This window comes from Streptomyces sp. NPDC002867 (assembly GCF_053591895.1).
In genome coordinates, this window is sequence record NZ_JBSFUR010000023.1 from 66,959 (window position 1) to 85,980 (window position 19,022).

General features: G+C 72.6%; 23 protein-coding genes. 11 read left to right on the top strand and 12 right to left on the bottom strand.

All coding sequences use genetic code 11. The features are described 5' to 3' along the window. Positions 1-69: 69 nt before the first annotated feature. Positions 70-828, bottom strand: a complete 759-nt coding sequence (locus ACWD0A_RS22075) for a MerR family transcriptional regulator (RefSeq protein WP_451300542.1) — start codon at positions 826-828, stop codon at positions 70-72. Positions 829-914: 86 nt separating this feature from the next. Here ACWD0A_RS22075 and ACWD0A_RS22080 point away from each other — a divergent pair, with 86 nt between their 5' ends. After that, positions 915-2,333 carry a glutamate decarboxylase gene (locus ACWD0A_RS22080; RefSeq protein WP_451300544.1) on the top strand — a complete coding sequence of 473 codons (1,419 nt, stop codon included), beginning with the start codon at positions 915-917 and terminating at the stop codon, positions 2,331-2,333. A gap of 9 nt (positions 2,334-2,342) precedes the next feature. On the opposite strand, the gene ACWD0A_RS22085 is transcribed toward ACWD0A_RS22080, so the two are convergent. The 5 genes from ACWD0A_RS22085 to ACWD0A_RS22105 form a co-directional block, all read right to left on the bottom strand. Next, positions 2,343-2,984, bottom strand: a complete 642-nt coding sequence (locus tag ACWD0A_RS22085) for a PadR family transcriptional regulator (RefSeq protein ID WP_451300546.1) — start codon at positions 2,982-2,984, stop codon at positions 2,343-2,345. Positions 2,985-3,039: 55 nt separating this feature from the next. Continuing rightward, a complete protein-coding gene (locus ACWD0A_RS22090) occupies positions 3,040-3,258 on the bottom strand; it encodes a hypothetical protein (RefSeq protein ID WP_177149553.1) in 219 nt (72 codons plus the stop codon). A 42-nt stretch (positions 3,259-3,300) separates the two neighbouring features. Beyond that, positions 3,301-3,852 (bottom strand): DinB family protein, encoded by a 552-nt coding sequence (locus tag ACWD0A_RS22095; RefSeq protein WP_451300548.1) that lies wholly within the window; start codon positions 3,850-3,852, stop codon positions 3,301-3,303. A 113-nt stretch (positions 3,853-3,965) separates the two neighbouring features. After that, a complete protein-coding gene (locus ACWD0A_RS22100) occupies positions 3,966-5,423 on the bottom strand; it encodes an aldehyde dehydrogenase family protein (RefSeq protein WP_451300550.1) in 1,458 nt (485 codons plus the stop codon). A 91-nt stretch (positions 5,424-5,514) separates the two neighbouring features. Further along, positions 5,515-6,414, bottom strand: a complete 900-nt coding sequence (locus ACWD0A_RS22105; protein WP_451300552.1) for a helix-turn-helix domain-containing protein — start codon at positions 6,412-6,414, stop codon at positions 5,515-5,517. A 324-nt stretch (positions 6,415-6,738) separates the two neighbouring features. On the opposite strand from ACWD0A_RS22105, the gene ACWD0A_RS22110 reads away from it, so the two are divergent. After that, positions 6,739-7,233, top strand: coding sequence for an ATP-binding protein (locus ACWD0A_RS22110; RefSeq protein WP_451300554.1), 495 nt, complete (start codon positions 6,739-6,741; stop codon positions 7,231-7,233). A gap of 45 nt (positions 7,234-7,278) precedes the next feature. On the opposite strand, the gene ACWD0A_RS22115 is transcribed toward ACWD0A_RS22110, so the two are convergent. From ACWD0A_RS22115 to rpmG, 5 genes are all read right to left on the bottom strand, one after another. Next, positions 7,279-7,515 carry a DUF397 domain-containing protein gene (locus tag ACWD0A_RS22115; protein WP_177149558.1) on the bottom strand — a complete coding sequence of 79 codons (237 nt, stop codon included), beginning with the start codon at positions 7,513-7,515 and terminating at the stop codon, positions 7,279-7,281. A 170-nt stretch (positions 7,516-7,685) separates the two neighbouring features. After that, on the bottom strand, positions 7,686-7,928 hold the full coding sequence (gene rpsR / locus ACWD0A_RS22120) for a 30S ribosomal protein S18 (protein WP_451300556.1): 243 nt from the start codon (positions 7,926-7,928) through the stop codon (positions 7,686-7,688). 1 nt (position 7,929) lies between these two features. Beyond that, the gene (locus ACWD0A_RS22125; RefSeq protein ID WP_451300558.1) at positions 7,930-9,063 is read right to left on the bottom strand and encodes a CobW family GTP-binding protein; all 1,134 of its coding nucleotides are present in this window, start codon (positions 9,061-9,063) and stop codon (positions 7,930-7,932) included. Further along, positions 9,063-9,317, bottom strand: a complete 255-nt coding sequence (locus ACWD0A_RS22130; protein ID WP_177149561.1) for a type B 50S ribosomal protein L31 — start codon at positions 9,315-9,317, stop codon at positions 9,063-9,065. Before ACWD0A_RS22130 ends, ACWD0A_RS22125 begins: the two co-directional genes overlap by 1 nt. Before the next feature lie 5 nt (positions 9,318-9,322). Beyond that, positions 9,323-9,487, bottom strand: a complete 165-nt coding sequence (rpmG, locus tag ACWD0A_RS22135; RefSeq protein ID WP_030361075.1) for a 50S ribosomal protein L33 — start codon at positions 9,485-9,487, stop codon at positions 9,323-9,325. Positions 9,488-9,548: 61 nt separating this feature from the next. Here rpmG and rpmB point away from each other — a divergent pair, with 61 nt between their 5' ends. The 7 genes from rpmB (at position 9,549) to ACWD0A_RS22170 (ending at position 14,839) form a co-directional block, all read left to right on the top strand. Next, positions 9,549-9,785 carry a 50S ribosomal protein L28 gene (gene rpmB, locus ACWD0A_RS22140; RefSeq protein ID WP_365992601.1) on the top strand — a complete coding sequence of 79 codons (237 nt, stop codon included), beginning with the start codon at positions 9,549-9,551 and terminating at the stop codon, positions 9,783-9,785. Continuing rightward, a complete protein-coding gene (gene rpsN, locus ACWD0A_RS22145; protein ID WP_451300560.1) occupies positions 9,785-10,090 on the top strand; it encodes a 30S ribosomal protein S14 in 306 nt (101 codons plus the stop codon). Before rpmB ends, rpsN begins: the two co-directional genes overlap by 1 nt. 85 nt (positions 10,091-10,175) lie before the next feature. After that, positions 10,176-10,637 (top strand): hypothetical protein, encoded by a 462-nt coding sequence (locus ACWD0A_RS22150; RefSeq protein ID WP_451300562.1) that lies wholly within the window; start codon positions 10,176-10,178, stop codon positions 10,635-10,637. 428 nt (positions 10,638-11,065) lie between these two features. Then, a complete protein-coding gene (locus tag ACWD0A_RS22155; RefSeq protein WP_451300564.1) occupies positions 11,066-11,815 on the top strand; it encodes a FadR/GntR family transcriptional regulator in 750 nt (249 codons plus the stop codon). A 53-nt stretch (positions 11,816-11,868) separates the two neighbouring features. Further along, the gene (locus ACWD0A_RS22160; RefSeq protein WP_451300566.1) at positions 11,869-12,636 is read left to right on the top strand and encodes a (Fe-S)-binding protein; all 768 of its coding nucleotides are present in this window, start codon (positions 11,869-11,871) and stop codon (positions 12,634-12,636) included. After that, positions 12,633-14,192: a lactate utilization protein B gene (locus ACWD0A_RS22165; protein ID WP_451300568.1), complete on the top strand. Its 1,560-nt coding sequence runs from the start codon at positions 12,633-12,635 to the stop codon at positions 14,190-14,192. Before ACWD0A_RS22160 ends, ACWD0A_RS22165 begins: the two co-directional genes overlap by 4 nt. Further along, positions 14,189-14,839, top strand: a complete 651-nt coding sequence (locus tag ACWD0A_RS22170) for a LutC/YkgG family protein (protein WP_451300570.1) — start codon at positions 14,189-14,191, stop codon at positions 14,837-14,839. The genes ACWD0A_RS22165 and ACWD0A_RS22170 overlap by 4 nt, the downstream gene beginning before the upstream one ends. A gap of 53 nt (positions 14,840-14,892) precedes the next feature. Here ACWD0A_RS22170 and ACWD0A_RS22175 read toward each other — a convergent pair whose 3' ends face one another. After that, positions 14,893-16,014: a DUF2786 domain-containing protein gene (locus tag ACWD0A_RS22175; protein ID WP_451300572.1), complete on the bottom strand. Its 1,122-nt coding sequence runs from the start codon at positions 16,012-16,014 to the stop codon at positions 14,893-14,895. A gap of 95 nt (positions 16,015-16,109) precedes the next feature. On the opposite strand from ACWD0A_RS22175, the gene ACWD0A_RS22180 reads away from it, so the two are divergent. Then, the gene (locus tag ACWD0A_RS22180) at positions 16,110-16,889 is read left to right on the top strand and encodes an ABC transporter ATP-binding protein (protein WP_451300574.1); all 780 of its coding nucleotides are present in this window, start codon (positions 16,110-16,112) and stop codon (positions 16,887-16,889) included. Further along, positions 16,883-19,015: an FtsX-like permease family protein gene (locus ACWD0A_RS22185; protein ID WP_451300576.1), complete on the top strand. Its 2,133-nt coding sequence runs from the start codon at positions 16,883-16,885 to the stop codon at positions 19,013-19,015. Before ACWD0A_RS22180 ends, ACWD0A_RS22185 begins: the two co-directional genes overlap by 7 nt. Positions 19,016-19,022 lie beyond the last annotated feature (7 nt).

A 19,022-nucleotide genomic window follows, 5' to 3' on the forward strand; every position in this document is an offset into this window, starting at 1 on the left:
CCGGGACAAAGTCCCGGCCGGGGCACATGGCCGGTGGGCGACGGACGGGTGGACGGCCGGCGACTCGAATCAGGCGCGCCGCGCGGCGTTGGCGATGATCGCCTCGCGCTCGTAGGCGGCCAGTCCCGGCTTCGCCTTGTCGATGTTGCGGGTGAAGCGCTCGTCGGAGACGTACATCTCCGCCAGGCAGGTGTGCATCTCGTGGGTGCACTCGTAGTGGTTGCGGGAGATCCACCGGCGGTGCTCCTCCGCGACGTCCGTCGCGGCCTCGGAGCCCGGCTCCTCACCGGCCTCCATCAGCGCCACGAAGCGCCGGGTGATCTCCTCGGCCTCGGCCTGGATGCGCTGCCAGTCCTCCTTCGTGTACGACGCGCTACGCCGCGCCGACTCCTTGTAGGCGTCGGTGCCGCCCCAGCGCTGCTCGGTCTCCTCCGCGTAGTCCTCGGGGTCGAAGTCCCCGAAGACCTCGAACTTCTCCTCGGGCGTGAGGTTGATGCCCATCTTCTTCGCCTCCATGGCTCGCTCAACGGCGGCTGCCATCTCCTTCAGCTTGGTGATCCGGGCGGTCAGCAGCTCGTGCTGCCGCCGCAGGTGGGCCTGCGGGTCCGCGTCCGGGTCGTCGAGGAGTGCCGCCACCTCGTCGAGCGGGAAGCCGAGTTCCCGGTAGAACAGGATCTGCTGCAGCCGGTCCAGGTCGGCGTCGTCGTACAGCCGGTGACCCGCGTGGCTGCGCCCGCCCGGGCTGAGCAGGCCGATCTCGTCGTAGTGGTGCAGGGTGCGCACCGTGACGCCGGCGAAACGGGCGACCTGTCCCACGGAGTAGCTCATCGCCTTCCGCTCCTTCGTTTCCGTGACGCCTCCCAGGCTGCTGCCTCACGTTGCGTGAGGTGCAAGCCCGGGTGAGCCTGAGTCCCATGGCACTCCATCAGGGCGCGTCCGGTGACGGCGGACCGGAACGGCGCAGGCTGTCGCTCAACCCGTTCTTCGGCGAGGCGGATCCGGTCGGCGGCATGACGGCGGCCCCGCCCACGCACCGCCTCCCGGACGGGCCGCTGCCGCCCTCCACCGCGTACCAGCTCGTGCACGACGAGCTGATGCTCGACGGGAACTCCCGGCTCAACCTCGCCACGTTCGTCACCACCTGGATGGAGCCCCAGGCAGGGGTTCTGATGGGCGAGTGCCGGGACAAGAACATGATCGACAAGGACGAGTACCCGCGAACCGCGGAGCTGGAACGCCGCTGCGTGGCGATGCTCGCGGACCTGTGGCACGCCCCGGACCCGGCCGCGGTCGTGGGGTGCTCGACGACCGGGTCGAGCGAGGCGTGCATGCTCGCGGGGATGGCGCTCAAGCGGCGCTGGGCGACGAGGAACGCCGACCGCTATCCGGCGAGCGCCAGGCCCAATCTGGTGATGGGCGTGAACGTGCAGGTCTGCTGGGAGAAGTTCTGCACCTTCTGGGAGGTGGAGGCGCGGCAGGTGCCGATGGACGGTGACCGTTTCCACCTCGATCCGCAGGCCGCCGCCGCGCTGTGCGACGAGAACACCATTGGGGTCGTCGCCGTCCTGGGCTCGACCTTCGACGGTTCCTACGAGCCCGTCGCCGACGTCTGCGCCGCGCTGGACGCGCTCCAGGAGCGCACGGGCCTCGACATCCCCGTCCATGTCGACGGCGCGTCCGGGGCGATGGTGGCGCCGTTCCTCGACGAGGAGCTGGTCTGGGACTTCCGGCTGCCGCGGGTGTCCTCGATCAACACCTCCGGGCACAAGTACGGGCTGGTCTACCCGGGGGTGGGCTGGGCGCTGTGGCGCTCGCCGGCCGAGCTGCCGGAGGAACTGGTCTTCCGGGTCACCTACCTGGGCGGCGACATGCCGACCTTCGCGCTCAACTTCTCCCGGCCGGGCGCGCAGGTGGTCGCGCAGTACTACACGTTCCTGCGTCTGGGGCGGGAGGGATACCGGGCGGTTCAGCAGACGGCGCGGGACGTGGCGAGGAGGCTCGCGCGGCGGATCGGGGAGCTGGGCGACTTCCGGCTCCTGACGCACGGCGACGAACTGCCGGTGTTCGCGTTCACGACGGCACCGGACGTCACGCTCTTCGACGTGTTCGACGTGTCGCGGCGGCTGCGGGAGCGGGGGTGGCTGGTGCCCGCGTACACCTTCCCGGCCAACCGGGAGGACCTGTCGGTGCTGCGGGTGGTGTGCCGCAACGGCTTCTCGGCGGACCTGGCGGAACTGCTGCTGGAGGATCTGCGGATGCTGCTGCCGGAGCTGCGGGAACAGCCGGGGCCGCTGAAGAAGGACACGGCGAAGGCGACCTCGTTCCACCACTGAGGGGTCGCGTCAGCGCGAGTCGCCCTCGTGGTGCTCGCCCGTCGCGTAGGGGTTCTCCTCGCCCTCGGCGAGGACGCCGACGAAGGGGGCGCCCTCCCCCGCGAACGTGTACGCGCCGGACTCGATCCGCTCGATCAGGCCCCGGGTCCACTGGGCGCCGGAGTCGGCCTGCGTCACCCACAGGTTCATGATCTCGCCGATGTGGCCGAGGGATTCGGGCCCCTCCTCGGGCGTGTAGTAGTCCGTGACCGACGAGCGCCACTCCTCGATGCTCCGCACCCGCTGCCCGAGCAGCTCCACCGCCTCGGAGCGCGGCAGGTCCACGATGAAGCCGAGCGCCGCCGAGAGCACGTCCGGCTTCTGGTCGTAGGCGGTCAGGGACGCGCGCAGGAGGGCGAAGAACTCCTCCGTGCCCTTGTCGGTGATCTCGTACTCGGTGCGCGGCGGGCCGCCCGCTGTCGACGGCGCCGTCTCGTGCGCGTACAGCAGTCCCTGCTTCGCCATGTGCTTGAGCGCGTGGTAGATCGATCCCGGCTTGGCGTTGGACCACTCGTGCGCGCCCCAGTACTCCAGGTCGTTGCGGACCTGGTAGCCGTGCGCCCGCCCGTGCTGGCGCACCGCCCCCAGGACCAGCAGCCGGATCGCCGACATCCGCGTCCCTCCTGTTCAAGTTTGACCAGGGTACGCGGGCGACCCGATCCGCCGGTCAGCGCGTCCACTTGTACTTGCCGCCGCCGACCCACCTCACGACCCCGGGATCGTCGAGGTCGACGTGGGGCAGACCGGCCTCGTGCGCCAGGTGGACCACGTCCAGCAGATCGCGGGCGGTCCCGGCCACGATGCCGTTGATCTCCACCAGGCGGAACGGCGGATCGGCGGGCGTGACGGCGTGGACGACGATCGGGGTCCTCTCGTCATGGGCCATGCTTCCAGGGTGTGCCGACACGACGGCGGGCACATGTCGGGGCTACGCGCCCGGGCCGCCGCCCTGCTCCAGGGCCACCAGGTCGAAGGCGCCGTTGCCGTCCAGGGACTCGCGGATGATGTCGGCGTGGCCGGCGTGGCGGGCGATCTCCTCGACCAGGTGGATCAGCAGCCAGCGCATGGACACCCTCCCGTCCTTGGGAAACCAGGGTGCGGGCGGCAGCGGGAAGGTGTCGTCCAGGCTCGGCACCGAGCGGACGAACTCCTCGGTCTCCTTCGAGACCGAGGCCCAGAAGGTCAGCGTCGCATGGATCGTCTCACCGTCCACGAGACGGAAGCTGTCACCCCAGGTCTCCTCCGAGCGCTGCCTCTCGTTCGGCTTCTGCTGCGCCATCCGCAGCCAGTTGAGCTCCATCTCGGCGACGTGCTTGAGCAGTCCCGACAGCGAGAGTTCGCTGGCGCTCGGGCGGCTCGCGGCCTGCTCCTCGGTCAGTCCGAGCACGGAACGCCGGATGGCGCCGCGCTGTGCCTCGACGAAGCTCAGCAGCGCGCCGCGCTCGTCGCCGTGGGCCTCCGCGGGAACGTGAGTGACCATGGTGTCCGCCTTCCGGTCCGCGAGGAGAGGGCCTCTCCCCTTTCGACACGACTCACGCTACGGACCCTTGAGGACAGCTTCTGTCCTCAAAGGTCCGGGGGCACGGGAAAATGTCAGAAGGGGAACTGCGAGCGGCCGTGCTGCACCGAGATCCACTTCTGGGTGGTGAACGCGTCGAGCATCGAGTCGCCGTTCAGCCGCCCGACACCGGAGTGCTTCTCGCCTCCGAAGGGGACGATCGGCTCGTCGTGCACGGTGCCGTCGTTGATGTGGATCATGCCGGTGCGGACCCGCTTGGCGAGCCGGACACCACGCTCGATGTCGCCCGTGTGCACGGCGCCGCTGAGGCCGTACGGGGTGTCGTTGGCGATCCGTACCGCCTCGTCCTCCCCGTCGAAGGGGATCACCAGGGCGACCGGGCCGAAGATCTCCTGGCTGAGCACGGGCGAGCCGGCCGGCAGGTCGGTCAGGACCGAGGGCGCGACCAGGTTGCCGTCGGTCGCACCGTGCAGCAGCGCGGTCGCGCCCGCCTCGACGGTCTGCTCGACGAGCGAGGTCACCGCGTCGGCCTGCGAGGCGTTGATCAGCGGGCCGATGTGGGTCGTCGGGTCGGCCGGGTCGCCCACCTTCAGCGTCTTCACCTTGGCGACGAACTTCTCGGTGAACTCCTGCTGCACCGAGCGGTCGACCAGGATGCGGTTGGCCGCCATGCAGACCTGGCCCTGGTGCACGTAGCGGCTGAAGACCGCGGCGTCGACCGCGTAGTCGATGTCGGCGTCGTCGAGGACGATCAGCGCGCTGTTGCCGCCCAGTTCGAGGATGGCGTGCTTGAAGTTGGCCGCGCAGACGGTGGCCACGTGGCGGCCCACCTTGTCGGAGCCGGTGAAGGAGATGGCCTTGGGCACCGGGTGCTCCAGCAGGGCGTCGCCGATCTCGGCGATGTCCGTGATGACCACGTTCAGCAGACCGGCGGGCAGGCCCGCCTCCTCGAAGACCTTGGCGACCAGGGAGCCGCCGCAGATCGGCGTGTTCTGGTGCGGCTTGAGGACGACGGCGTTGCCGAGCGCGAGCGCCGGTGCGACCGACTTGAGGGAGAGCAGGAACGGGAAGTTGAACGGGCTGATGACACCGACGACCCCGACCGGGACGCGGTAGACCCTGTTCTCCTTGCCGTCGATCGGCGAGGGCAGGATGCGGCCCTCGGGACGCAGGGCGAGCTGGATCGCCTCGCGCAGGAACTCCTTGGCGAGGTGCAGCTCGAAGCCTGCCTTCAGATGCGTGCCGCCGAGCTCCGCGATGATCGTCTCGGTGATCTCCTTCTCGCGGTCCTCGATGATCCGCAGGGCGCGCTCGAAGACCAGGCGGCGGGTGTACGGGTTGGTCTCGGCCCAGGCTTCCTGCGCGCGCTCGGCGGCGCGGTACGCCTGATCGACCTCGGCCGCGGTGGCCACGGTGACGGACGCCAGCTTCTCGCCGTCGAACGGGTTGAAGTCGATGATGTCCCAGGAGCCGCTGCCCTGCCTCCACTCGCCGTCTATGTACTGAAGTGCCAGTTCACTGAAGAAGGACATGTGATCGCTCCAGAGGCATACGCGGCTGTGGCCGGCAGAAGCACAGAAGTCAGATGGTCCGGGACTGATGTGGCGTCATCGTACTTGTGTTTCAGGTGAGTTGAAGGAGACCCCGGAGAAGGTCGCGGGTCTCCGCGGCGTCCGGGCTGTCCTCCTCGAGCCGCCTCATCACCCGCTCGTAGTGGGCCACTTCCTCGCGCTTGTCCAGATAGAGGGCGCTCGTCAGCTGCTCCAGGTAGACGATGTCGGAGAGGTCCGACTCGGGGAAGCGCAGCATCGTGAACGCGCCGCTCTCGCCCGCGTGCCCGCCGAAACTGAACGGCATCACCTGCAGCGTGATGTTCGGCTGCTCGGAGACCTCGATGAGATGCCTCAGCTGCGCCTGCATCACCGCACGGTCGCCGTAGGGCCGGCGCAGCGCCGCCTCGTCGAGCACCACGTGGAGGCGGGGGGCGTGCTCGGAGACGAGGGCCTTCTGCCTCTCCAGGCGCAGGGCGACGCGGCGGTCGATCTCGGCCGCGGGGGCGTCGGGCATGCCGCGGGTGACGACGGCGTGCGCGTACGACTCGGTCTGCAGCAGTCCGTGCACGAACTGCACCTCGTAGATGCGGATGAGGGAGGCGGCTCCCTCGAGGCCGATGTACGTCTGGAACCAGCCGGGCAGCACGTCGCCGAAGCTGTGCCACCAGCCGGCGACGTTGGCCTCCTTGGCGAGGCCGAGGAGGGACCTGCGCTCGGCCTCGTCGGCCACCCCGTAGAGCGTGAGCAGGTCCTCGACGTCCCGCGCCTTGAAGCTCACGCGGCCCAACTCCATACGGCTGATCTTGGACTCGGACGCGCGGATGGAGTATCCGGCGGCCTCCCGGGTGATGCCGCGGGACTCCCTCAGCCTTCTGAGCTGGGAGCCCAGCAGGATGCGCCGCACCACCGAGCCTCCGCCCGGACCCTCACCGCCGGGGTGCGCCCACGGCGCCGCCTCGCCTGCTGCCACGACTCCAACCCTCCCCACTCCTCGCGCCGTTCGGCGCGGACCGATCCTCCACGAGGGTCCCCCCGAACCCAAGAGCCGGATTCTGCCACCAAAATGCTTCAGCCCGTACTCGTCCGGTTACGGAAATGAGAAACCGGTGAACGGCGGAGCGGAAGAAACCCGCAGAAGAAATGAGCAAGAACCGGCACGGGGTCGGACACGTCCGGCGCGTGCACGTGCATCTGCCCTTGCATCTGCCCTGCGCATTGGGAACCATGGTGCTCGCGCACCTGCGTGCTCGTTCGTGTTGTAGCGTCACAGCCGCGATTCCCGGGAGTGCCTCGCATGGGGACGAATGGATCGACCATGCTCGAGCCGTTACGGCAGGGCCTTCCGCCGATCGATCCCTCGGCCGTTTCCAGCTCCGTCTCCTGCGCTCTGCCGGCCCGTTACGAAGCGGTGCGCGGCGCACGCCAGTTCACCCGGGCCACGCTCGGCCAGTGGGAGCTGAACCACCGCTTCGACGACGTCGCCCTGGTCGTCTCCGAGCTCGTGACCAACGCCCTGCGCCACGCGCTGCCCTCCGACACGGCACCGCGCGAGAACGCCAAGGAGCCGCCGGTGCGGCTGCATCTGATGCGCTGGACGGGCCGGCTGGTCTGCGCGGTGCGCGACCCCAGCCACGACGGGCCCATGGCCCGGGAGTCCGAGGAGGACTTCTCGGCGGAATCGGGGCGCGGTCTGTTTCTCGTCGATTCCTTCAGCGACGGCTGGGGCTGGCACCCGCTCGCCGGTTCGCTGCGCGGCAAGGTCGTCTGGGCGCTGTTCCGCCTGGGCTGACCTCGCGGGGGCGGGCCGGATCGGGGGCCGGCCCGCCCCGGCCATTCACGCGACCAGGTGGTCGAATTCCCCGTCCTTGACTCCCAGAAGCAACGCTTCTATCTCCGCGGGCGTGTATACGAGTGCGGGACCGTCCGGGTGCCGTGAGTTGCGCATCGCCACATCACCGCCGGGCAGCTTGGCGAATTCCACGCAGGAGCCCTGGGAGTTGCTGTGTCTGCTCTTCTGCCAGACGACTCCCTGAAGCTCCGTGGCGGTCATGCCGTTGTACACGTGGTGCACAAGTCGCTCCCGGGGTGCAAGGTGCAGGTGTCAACCATCCGGGATCATAGCTGTGTTGGTATGCCGATGCATGGGCGGATGCACCGGCAGATGCACGTGCACGGGCAGTGGTGTCGCAACTACGGAAGCGCTCTCGCGCGCCGGCGGCACGCGTGCCAGGCGAGGTGGTCTCAGCGCGTGGACGAGTACGGCAACAGGGCCATCTCCCGGGCGTTCTTGATCGCGCGGGCCAGCAGCCGCTGCTGCTGCGCCGTCACCCGGGTCACCCGGCGGCTGCGGATCTTGCCGCGGTCGGAGATGAACTTCCGCAGCAGATCGGTGTCCTTGTAGTCGATGTAGGTGATGCCGGCCTGATCCAGGGGATTCGGGCGGGATTTCGCGGGCTTGCGCGGGTCGGTGCGACGGGGGGACATGTCAGACCTCCAGGAGGGAGTCGAAGGCGGGCGGCAGCCGCTTCCAGGCCTCGCGGCCCGCGGCGTACTCGGCGTCGGTCAGCAGACAGGATTCGAGGAGCAGTTCCAGGCCGTCGCGGTCGAGGCCCGGCGAGGTGAAGACCAGGTGCTGGCAGCAGTCCCCGTGCTCGGGGTGCCAGTCCAGGGCCGCGGCCGCCCGGCGCACCGGCGGCACCATCTCCCAGGCGGCGTCCGGCAGCGAGGCGAGCCAGGGGCCCGCGCTCTCGACGCACAGCGCGCCGCCGGCGGCGTCCCACGCCAGCAGGGTGTCCGGCCGGTCGGCGAGCCAGAACCGGCCCCGGCTGCGGGCGGCCGCACAGGTCAGGTCCTCCAGAGCCGCGTACAGCCGCCCCGGGTGGAAGGGGCGTGCGCGGTGCCAGACGTAGGTGGTGACACCGCAGTCGTCCGCCTCCTGCGGCAGCAGCGCGCAGGCCGGGTGCTGGGCGGCGGCGGCCGCCTCCACGTCGAAGCCGGCCGTGGCCGCGGCGGCGAGTTCGTCCGAGCCGACGGGGACGCGGCGAGCGGTCGGGTGCAGCTGGGTCAGCAGCGCGCGGTCCTCCTCGTCGGCGTCCTCGCTCTCGACCACGGCGATCACGGGCGCGTACTCCAGCTGGCGCGCCCAGGTGTCGGCGATCGTGCGGCGGTCCGTCGCGGCCGCGGCGAGCCCGGCCTCGGCGAGGTCGTCGCCGTTGCCGAGGCAGGGCAGGAGCAGCGCCGGGTCGACGGCGCACATCACCGAGGTGACGGCGAGCCGTTCACCGCCGTGCGCGGCGACGACCTCGGCCATGGCCTTGGGCTCCACGGAGTCCCACAGCTCGACGATCGCGAGGCGGGTCGCCCCGTCCTCGGCGAGCCGCACGAGCTCGGGCACCAGGTCCTCGCGCAGTGCGCAGCAGGCGCAGTCGTTGACCAGCGGCGTCTCGCCGGTGTCGCGGAGACGGAACGCGTCACGCACCGTGCGCACGACGGTGCCCCGCTCCGCCGTGGAGAGGTCGTGGTGGAGCGCGACGCTGCCGGGCACCGAGGCGAGCAGCCGCTCCACGGTCTCGCGGCGGGCGTCGGCGTGCAGTCCGGCGACGATCGCGACGGGCAGCATCAGCGGGCCTCGCGCCGGCCGTAGCGGCGCTCGAAGCGCTCGACGCGTCCGGCGGTGTCGAGGACGCGGGCCTGGCCCGTGTAGAAGGGGTGGCTCGCCGAGGAGATCTCGACGTCGATGACCGGATACGTGTTGCCGTCCTCCCAGTCGATCGTCTTGTCGCTGGTGGCGGTCGAGCGCGTGAGGATCGCGAAGTTCGCGACCTTGTCGCGGAAGACGACAGGCGCGTACGGGGGGTGGATGCCGGGCTTCATCGAGCTCAGCGCTCCTCTCGGAAGTCGACGTGGCGGCCGGCGACCGGGTCGTACTTGCGCAGCGTCAGGCGGTCGGGGTCGTTACGGCGGTTCTTGCGGGTGACGTAGGTGTAGCCGGTGCCCGCGGTGGAGCGGAGCTTGATGACCGGGCGGAGTTCGTTGCGAGCCATACCGGTAGTATATGGAAATGGTTTCCATTACCAAATGAGCTCGACGAGAGGTGCATCACCCATGTCCGCCCACTGCATGCTGACCGGGTCGAAGCCCGGCTTCGGCAACCGGATCTCCCACTCCCACCGGCGCACATCGCGCCGCTTCGACCCCAACATCCAGCGCAAGCGCTACTGGCTGCCGAGCGAGGGACGCCATGTGCGCCTCACGCTCAGCGCCCGCGCCGTGAAGACGGTCGACACCATCGGCATCGAGGCCGCCGTGGCCCGCATCCGCGCCCGGGGAGTGAAGGTCTGATGGCGAAGAAGAGCAAGGTCGCCCGCAACGAGCACCGCAGGAGCGTCGTCGAGCGGTACGCCGAGCGCCGCGCGGAGCTGAAGGAGATCATCCGCAGGCCCTCCAGCAGCGGCGCCGAACGCGCCGCCGCGCAGGCCGAGTTGAGGCGTCAGCCCCGGGACGCCAGCGCGACCCGGGTGCGCAACCGCGACAGCGCCGACGGACGGCCGCGCGGCCACCTGCGGAGGTTCGGGCTGTCCAGGGTCCGGATGCGTGAGCAGGCCCACGCCGGCTTCCTCCCGGGGGTGCGCAAATCGTCCTGGTAGCTTGGCGCGGTCTTGCAACCAACCAGGTACGCGGGCGCGTCGCCCGTGGCCGCAGGGGGACAGATCAGTGCACAACCTCGTACGCATGTCGGCCGCCGCGGCGGGCCTCGTCGCCGCCCTCGCCCTGACCGGCTGCGGCAGCAGTGAGAGTGACGACACCGGCGGCGGCGACAAGGCGTCGGCCGCGCCCACCGAGTCCGGCGACACCGGCGGCGGCGAAGGCAGGCCCCGGGACATCGAGGGCACCTGGACGGGCCTCAGCGACGGCAAGCCGGTCGCCCTGTCCGTCACGCAGGGCAAGGCGGCGCTGCTCGCCGACGGTCACGCCTGCACCGGCGAGGTGCAGGACACGGGCAGGCAGACGCTGTCGCTGAAGTGCGCGGACGGGAACACCGACCGCACGACGGGCTCGGTCGAGTCCAACGACGGGACGACGCTGGTCATCTCCTGGGACGCGGGCAAGAAGGACACGCTGAAGAAGAGCGATGCCGGCGAGCCTCCGGCGGGGCTGCCCACCGGTCTGCCGACGGGCGTGCCGTCCCCCTGACGCACCGGGCTCCGGCGCGGCGGCCGGGCCGCCGGCCTCCCGATGCACGGGTCGAGGGGCGGTCCGGCCCGAACTGCCGGACACCCCTGGCGGGCCGCGGACCCTCACGGGTCCGCGGCCCTTCCTCGTCCAGGGCCTCCGACACGTCCTCCAGCGCGGCGAGGCGCGTCGCGGACCGGGCCCAGGCCCGGGGGTCCTGCGCTTCCCGGACCGCCTTCGCCGCCTGTCACCTGCAGCGCGCGGGCCGAGGCGGCGGCCTCGGGACGGGCGGCACGCCGCCGACGACGAGGCCGAGGACGCGGACGAGGGGTGGCTGGACGCGGCGTGACCGGCCGGCCCCGCGGGCGGGAGCGGGAGCGGTCGGATCATCGGCCGGGTGTGGCCTAGCGTGGTGGCCGACCCCTGTCACCGAGCCGAGGAGCCGACCGATGACTGCCGAGTGGCGCCCCGTACGGCAGTCCCGCACGCACGAGCTCGTCCTGGAGAGCATCGAGGAGCGGGTACTCTCCGGCGAGCTCAAGGCCGGCGACCGGCTGCCGCCGGAACGTGAGCTGGCTCCCGTGCTCGGGGTCAGCCGGTCCGCGCTGCGGGAGGCGCTGCGGGTGCTGGAGACGATCGGCGTGCTGTCCGCACAGGCCGGACGGGGCCCCGACTCCGGCGCCCGGATGGTGCGCAACCCGGACGACGCGCTCGGCCGGCTGCTGCGGCTGCACTTCGCGCTCGGCAGCTACACCCTCCAGGACATGCTGGAGGCCCGGGTCGTCCTGGAGCGTTCCAGCTTCGAGGCCGCGGCGCGGCACGCCTCGCGGGAGGTGCTGGCGGAGGCAGAAGCCCTCCTGGCCCGCCTGCGGGAACCGGGCATCGACGTCACGGAGTTCAACGACCTGGACACCCGCTTCCACGTCCTGATCGCCCGCGGCTCCGGCAACCGGCTCACCTCGACGCTCACCTCGGCGGTGCGCGAGTCGGTGCGGCCGCTGATCCTGCGCGCCCTGGAGGCGGTGGAGGACTGGCCCGCCACGGCCGCCACGCTGGGCGCCGAGCACGCGGAGCTGCTGCGGCTGGTGCGGGAGGGCGAGGGCGGCGCGGCCGCCGATCTCGCCGAGCGGCACATCCGCGGTTTCCACGGTTCCCTGGTCGACGACTCGGACGAGGACGGCGCACAGCTCTCGCCCTGAGCGGCCCGTCGTCAGTATGGTCGGACCATACCGACCCCAGGAGGGCTCGCTCGATGCGCATCGGACTGTTCGCCACCTGCCTGGGAGACACGCTCTTCCCCGACGCGGTGCGGTCGACCGCCCTCCTGCTCGCCCGCCTCGGCCACGAGATCGCCTTCCCGCCCGAGCAGACCTGCTGCGGCCAGATGCACATCAACACCGGCTACCAGCGCGAATCCCTCCCGCTCGTACGGAACTTCGCCGACCGGTTCGGCGACTCCTCCATGGACGCCGTGGTCATGCCCTCCGGCTCGTGCGCCGGATCGGTGCGCCACCAGCACGAGACCGTCGCCCGGCGGTACGGCGACCCGGCGCTCGTCACGGCGGTCGCCGGGGTGAAGGCGAAGACGTACGAGCTGTCGGAGCTCCTCGTCGACGTGCTCGGCGTCACGGACGTGGGGGCGTACTTCCCGCACCGCGTCACCTACCACCCCACCTGTCACTCGTTGCGGATGCTGCGCGTCGGCGACAAGCCGCTGCGGCTGCTGCGCGCCGTGGAGGGCATCGACCTCGTGGAGCTTCCGGAGGCCGACGCGTGCTGCGGCTTCGGCGGGACGTTCGCCCTGAAGAACGCCGGGACCTCCACCGCCATGCTCCAGGACAAGATGCGCCACGTCGTCTCGACCGACGCGGACGTCTGCACCGCCGGCGACTCGTCCTGCCTGATGCACATCGGCGGCGGGCTCTCCCGTACCGGGGCGGGCACACGCACGCTGCACCTCGCCCAGATCCTCGCCGCCACCCGCACCTCGCCGTACGCCCCCTCGGAGGCCGCCCGATGAGCAGCAGCACCTTCCTCGGCATGCCCGCCAGGCCGCCCCGCGTCCCCTACGGCGCCGGAAACCTGCGCGGCGACGTCCCGTTCCCCGAGGCGGCCGAGGGCGAGCTGCACAACGCGCAGCTGCGCCGCAACCTCGGCAGGGCCACCCGCACCATCCGCGCCAAGCGGCTCGCGGTCACCGGTGAACTGCCGGACTGGGAGCGGCTGCGCGACGCGGGCTCCGCGATCAAGACCGACACCATGAACCGGCTCCCGGAGCTGCTGGAGGAGCTGGAGCGGAAGGTCACCGAACGCGGCGGCACCGTCCACTGGGCCCGTGACGGCGCCGAGGCCAACGCGATCGTCACCCGCCTGGTCAAGGCGGCCGGCAGCGACGAGATCATCAAGGTCAAGTCGATGGCTACCCAGGAGATCGGCCTCAACGAGCACCTGGCCGCCGAGGGCGTCACCGCCTGGGAGACCGACCTCGCCGAACTGATCGTGCAGCTCGGCCACGACCGGCCCTCGCACATCCTGGTCCCCGCGATCCACCGCAACCGCGACGAGATCCGGGACATCTTCCTGCGCGAGATCCCGGGCGTCGACCCGGACCTCGACTCCCGGCCGGAGCACCTGGCGGCCGCCGCCCGCGCGTATCTGCGGCACAAGTTCATGACGACCAAGGTCGCCGTGTCCGGCGCCAACTTCGGCATCGCCGAGACCGGCACGCTGTGCGTCGTGGAGTCCGAGGGCAACGGCCGGATGTGCCTGACCCTGCCCGAGACGCTGATCACCGTCATGGGCATCGAGAAGGTTCTGCCGCGCCATCAGGACCTGGAGGTCTTCCTCCAGTTGCTGCCGCGCTCCTCGACCGGAGAGCGGATGAACCCGTACACCTCGCTGTGGACGGGCGTGACCGAGGGCGACGGGCCGCAGGACTTCCATCTCGTCCTCCTCGACAACGGGCGCACCGCCGCCCTCGCCGACCAGGCCGGCCGCGAGGCGCTCAACTGCATCCGCTGCTCGGCCTGTCTGAACGTCTGCCCGGTGTACGAGCGCGTCGGCGGCCACGCCTACGGATCGACGTATCCCGGCCCGATCGGCGCGGTGCTCACCCCGCAGCTCGCCGGGATGCACGCCGTCGACGACGACCCGAACGCCTCGCTGCCGTACGCCTCCAGCCTCTGCGGAGCCTGCTTCGACGCCTGCCCCGTGAAGATCGACATCCCGTCGCTGCTGGTCGAGCTGCGCCACCAGAAGACCGAGCAGTCGCGGGGCGGCGGGGAGCGGCTGGCAATGAAGGCGGCCGCGGCCGTGATGAAGCGGCCGACGCTCTACACCGCCGCGCAGAAGGCGGCCCGGCTCGGCCGGATGGCCGCCGGACGCGACGGCACGATCCGGCGTCTTCCCCCGCCGTTCTCGGGCTGGAGCGACAGCCGGGACACACCCGCCCCGCCGAAGCAGACGTTCCGTGCCTGGTTCGCCTCGCAGGAGGGCGGCGAGGCCCTGCGCGAGGCGGCCCGCGAAGGCGAACGGCCGCGGCCGGCCGGCCCCGCCCGCCCCGAGGAGGACCAGTGACCGCACCGGCCGGCGGGCCGTCGGCCCGCGACATCGTGCTCGGCCGGGTCCGCGACGCCCGCGCGCTGGCGCCCCGGCGGGAGGTGACGGTGCCCCGGGACTACCGCACCGGCCGCACCCTGCCCGACGGGGAGCGCCTGGCGCTCTTCACCGACCGGCTGACCGACTACCGGGCGCGGGTCCACCCCTGCACGGCCGGCCGGACCGCCGGGGTCGTCGCCCGCGTCCTGCGCGAGCGGGGCGCCCGCATGATCGGCGTCCCGGCGGGGCTCGACCCGGGCTGGCTGACCGGCCACGACGGCGAGGTGCGCGTCGACTCCGCCGACGTGCCGGCGGCCGGACTGGACGCGCTGGACGCGGTGGTCACGGCGTCCGCCGCCGGCTGCGCGGAGACCGGCACCGTCTTCCTGGACGGTTCGCCGGACCAGGGCCGCCGGGCGCTGTCGCTCGTACCGGACCTCCATGTCTGCGTGGTCGACCTGTCCACGGTGGAGGCGGGAGTTCCCGAGGCCCTCGCCCGGCTCGTGCCGGGACGGCCGACCACGCTGATCAGCGGCCCGTCGGCCACTTCCGACATCGAGCTGGAGCGCGTGGAGGGCGTCCACGGTCCGCGCACCCTGGACGTGATCGTCCGCACCGACGTCTGAGACGTCCGGGGGCGGTCGGAGGGCTGCGGGTGGACCCGCCACCTTGGGAGGGCCTAGCGCAGCGGCTTGCGGGGCGAGTGCGGCTCCCGGCGGGCCCGGTCGGCCGCCGACGTGCCGTCGCGCCAGCCGTCGAGGTCCGTCGCGCCGCGGACACGGGTCCTGGTCGTCTCCGGGAACATCCGGTCCGCGTGGTCCGCCACCGCCACGTCGCGGGTCGCCAGGACCGGGAGCAGGTCCGCCGTGACCTGTTCCCCGGCCACCGCCGCCAGATGCTCGCCCAGGCGGGAGGCGTACGCCGTCCAGAACGACTGCCGGAAGGTCTTGGTGCGCCTGCGCCCGCCCGCGCGCTGGGCGGACTCCGCCTTCGTCATGGCTCCGGCGCCCTGGACGAGCAGCGAGGTGTAGAGCAGTTCCACCGCTTCGAGGTCGCCCTCGAAGCCCACGACGGTGCTGAAGCCGAAGGCGCTGTTCCAGACCGCGCGGCAGCGGTTCGCGGAGGCGACCGCGTCGAGCAGCACCGCCTTGGCCGTCTCGTACGGGGCGTCCACGCCGATGCGGCAGGCGGACGGCGCGTCCTTGCTGTGCGCGCCGTGGGCGAGGACGGCCTCGTCGATGCTGTGACGGGCCATCAGTTCCTGCGCCTTGGCGGTGAGCGCCTCGGCCTCCTCCGGGTAGCCCGTCGCCTCCGCCTTGGCCAGCAGGGCGCGGACGCGGGTGAGCATGCGCGGCTCGTGCGCGGAGGCGATCGCTGTCAGGGGCGCACCCGGCGGCGGGGCGACGGGCTCGATCGCGGGGAGACGCGCGAGCAGGCGGTACAGCTCCAGGACGGAGGTCGCCTGCGTGAACCGGTCGGCCCGGTACGGCTCGTGGTCCGCGACGTCGGCGAGCTGGGCCCGCCAGCGCGGTGCGAGCCGGTCGCCGTAGGCCCGCGACTCGGCGGTGACCAGACCGGCGGCCAGGCGCTCGTGGGCGTCGTCGAGGTCGCGCCGGACCAGGCGCAGGACGTCGGCGGGCTGCCAGCCGCGCTCCCAGGCGCGGCGCAGCAACTCCTCGCCGCGCCGGCGCAGTTCCGCGTCGGCGGACGGGTCGGCGGCGAGGAGGGAGGCGGCGGTGTCCAGCGACTCGTCGCCGTCCGCGTACAGCGCCGCCGCCAGCGCCTTCTCGACCGTGCTCACACACCAGATGGTGTCACGGGGTAGTGCCTGCCCCACCTCCTGGACGCCCCTTGGTGGCCGTGACCGGCGGGCGGGCGGGCGGAAGCCTTGAGGGCATGGAACCGACTGCCGTACGACTCACCGCGCTCCGCCGCGTCCACCGCGACGTCACCGCCCTCGACGGCGTGGACCTCGCCTTCGCCCACGGGTCCTTCACCGCCGTCATGGGGCCCTCCGGCTCCGGCAAGTCCACGCTGCTGAACTGCGCCGCCGGTCTCGACCGGCCCACGTCCGGACGGGTCGAGATCGACGGGACCGAGCTGGGCGGGCTGAGCGAGCGCCGCCTCACCCTGCTGCGGCGGGACCGGATCGGCTTCGTCTTCCAGGCGTACAACCTGATCCCCTCGCTGACGGCGGCGCAGAACGTGGCGCTGCCGCTCCGGCTGGCCGGCCGGCGGCCGTCGCGTGCGGCGGTGCGCGAGGCGCTGGCCCGGGTCGGTCTCGAAGGGCGCGCCGGGCACCGGCCCGCGCAGATGTCCGGCGGGCAGCAGCAGCGCGTGGCCCTGGCGAGGGCCCTGATCACGCGGCCCGCGGTGCTGTTCGCCGACGAACCGACCGGCGCGCTCGACACCGTCACCGGCCGGGAGGTGCTGACGATGCTGAGGCGGCTGGTGGACGGGGAGGGCCAGACGGTCGTGATGGTCACGCACGATCCGGGCGCCGCCTCGTTCGCCGACCGGGTCGTCTTCCTGGTCGACGGCCGGGTCGCCGGGGAGCTCACGACACCGTCCGCCGGACAGGTCGCGGCCCGGCTCGCCGCCCTGGACCCCACACGGGGCGCCGGGCCGGATGCCGTGGCCAGGACGGTCACGGGGACGGGAGCCCGAGCATGCTGATCGTCGCGTGGGCCGCGCTGCGTGCCCGGTGGGCGACCTTCGTCGCCGGTGCCGTGGCCCTCGCGCTCGGCGTCGGGCTGCTCACCACGATGGGACTGGGGCTCGCCTCGACCCTCGACCCGCCGGAGCGGGCGCCGCAGCGGTTCGCCGCGTCACCGGTCGTGGTGATGGGCCGCGACAGCCTCACCGTGACGGTGCGGCGCGGACCGGAGACCGCCGAGGTGTCGAAGAAGCTCGACCGTCCACAGCCTGTGGACGCCGCAGTGCTGCGGGACCTGCGCAGGCTCGGACCGGTGGTGGTCCGGGGCGGGCCCGACGCCGTCGGCGTCGACGCGCCCGTGGAGGCCGTACGGGAGGCCGTGGGCGGGCGGGCGCAGGTGCTCACCGGCGACGACCGCCGACGGGCCGACCCCGGCGCGGACCGCGACGCGCAGGCGCTCGTCTCGGTCAACGCGCTGCTCGGGACCGCCGGCGGCGTGGCCGCGTTCGTCTCCGTCTTCGTCGTCGCCTCGACGTTCGCGTTCGCGGTCGCGCTGCGCCGCAGGGAGTTCGGGCTGCTGCGGACGGCCGGTGCGACGCCCGGCCAGGTCCGGCGGCTGCTGCTGACCGAGTCGCTGGTCGTCGGCGTCCTCGCCTCGGCCGCGGGCTGCGCGATCGGCGCCTGGGGCGCGCCCCCGCTGGCGCGGCTGCTCGTCGACGGTCAGGCGGCCCCGGAGTGGTTCGCCATCAGGTCCGGTGTGCACTGGCCGTTCCACGCCGCCTTCTGGACCGGTCAGGCCGTCTCCCTCGCCGGGGTGTGGGCGGCCTCGCGGCGGGCGGGACGCGTCGCACCGGCCGAGGCGCTGCGCGAGGCCGACGTCGACACGGGGGTGCTGGGGCGCGGGCGGCTGGTCACCGGCCTCCTCCTGGCCGCGGCCGGTACCGGGCTGCTGCTGTGGGGTCTGGCGACGGACCCGGCCGACCTGCTGAAACGCAAGACGTACACGACCCGGCCGATGGTCCTGATCACCGCCGTGGCGCTCCTCGCCCCGCTGCTCGTACGCCGCGCGGCCCGGCTGCTGCCGGTGCCGGGCGGTGCGGCGGGGCTGCTCGTGCGGGAGAACACGGCCGCCTCCGTGCGCCGGACCTGCGCCGTCGCGGCGCCCGTGCTGGTCACCGTCGCGCTCGCCGGGTCGCTGCTCGGTTCGGCGGAGACGGTGACCGCGTCGCGGGCGGCCGAGGCACGCGCCGGGACCGCCGCCCACCTGGTCGTCACGGGCGAGGAGGTGACCGTGCCCGCGCCGCGGGACGGGATGACGCTCTCGGCGACCGCGGCCACCTCCGTCTTCGTCCGCGAGGAGGGCACCGCGCTGGTGAGGTCCGCGGCGCGGGCGGTGGCCGACCATGCGGCGTTCGCGGCTCTGGCGAGACCGGCGGTCGTGGCGGGCGATGTGCGCGACCTCGACGACCGGTCGATCGTCGTCAGCGAGGAGTGGGAGCGGCACACCGTCGGCGAGAGCGTCGACGTGTGGCTCGGCGACGGGCGGCCCGCCCGGCTGCGGATCGCCGCCGTGCTCGCGGTCGGGGCGGGCGGCGACACGACGTACGTGACCGCCGCGAACGCACCGGGGGCGGCCGTCGACCGCATCGACGTACGGCTCGGGTCCGGCGTGCGGCCCGCGGCCGCGGCGGCGGAACTGCGGCGCGCCACCGGCGGTTCGGTCCGCGACCGGGACGCCTGGGCGGCGGCGGCCCATCCGCGCACGAACCCGCAGACCCGGACGGGCCTGCTCGTCGTCCTCGGCATCGCCCTCGTCTACACGGCGATCGCGCTCGCGGGCACGCTGCTCATGGCCACGTCCGCCCGGACCGGCGAACTGGCCTCGCTGCGCATGGCGGGCGCGACCCGCACCCAGGTGCTGCGCGTCGTCGCGGGCGAGGCGCTGCTCTCGGTCGCCGTCGGCGCGGTGCTGGGAGCGGCGGTCACCGCCGTCAACCTCGCCGGTCTCGCAGGGGCGTTGCGGGCGCTGTCGGCGCCGGTGGCGGTCACGGTGCCGTGGGGGACGGCCGGGCTCGCGCTCGGTGCGTGCGCAGTGGTCGCGGTGCTCTCGGCGGTGGCCGGCTGCCCGCGGGCGGTCCGGCGGTGAGCCGGCC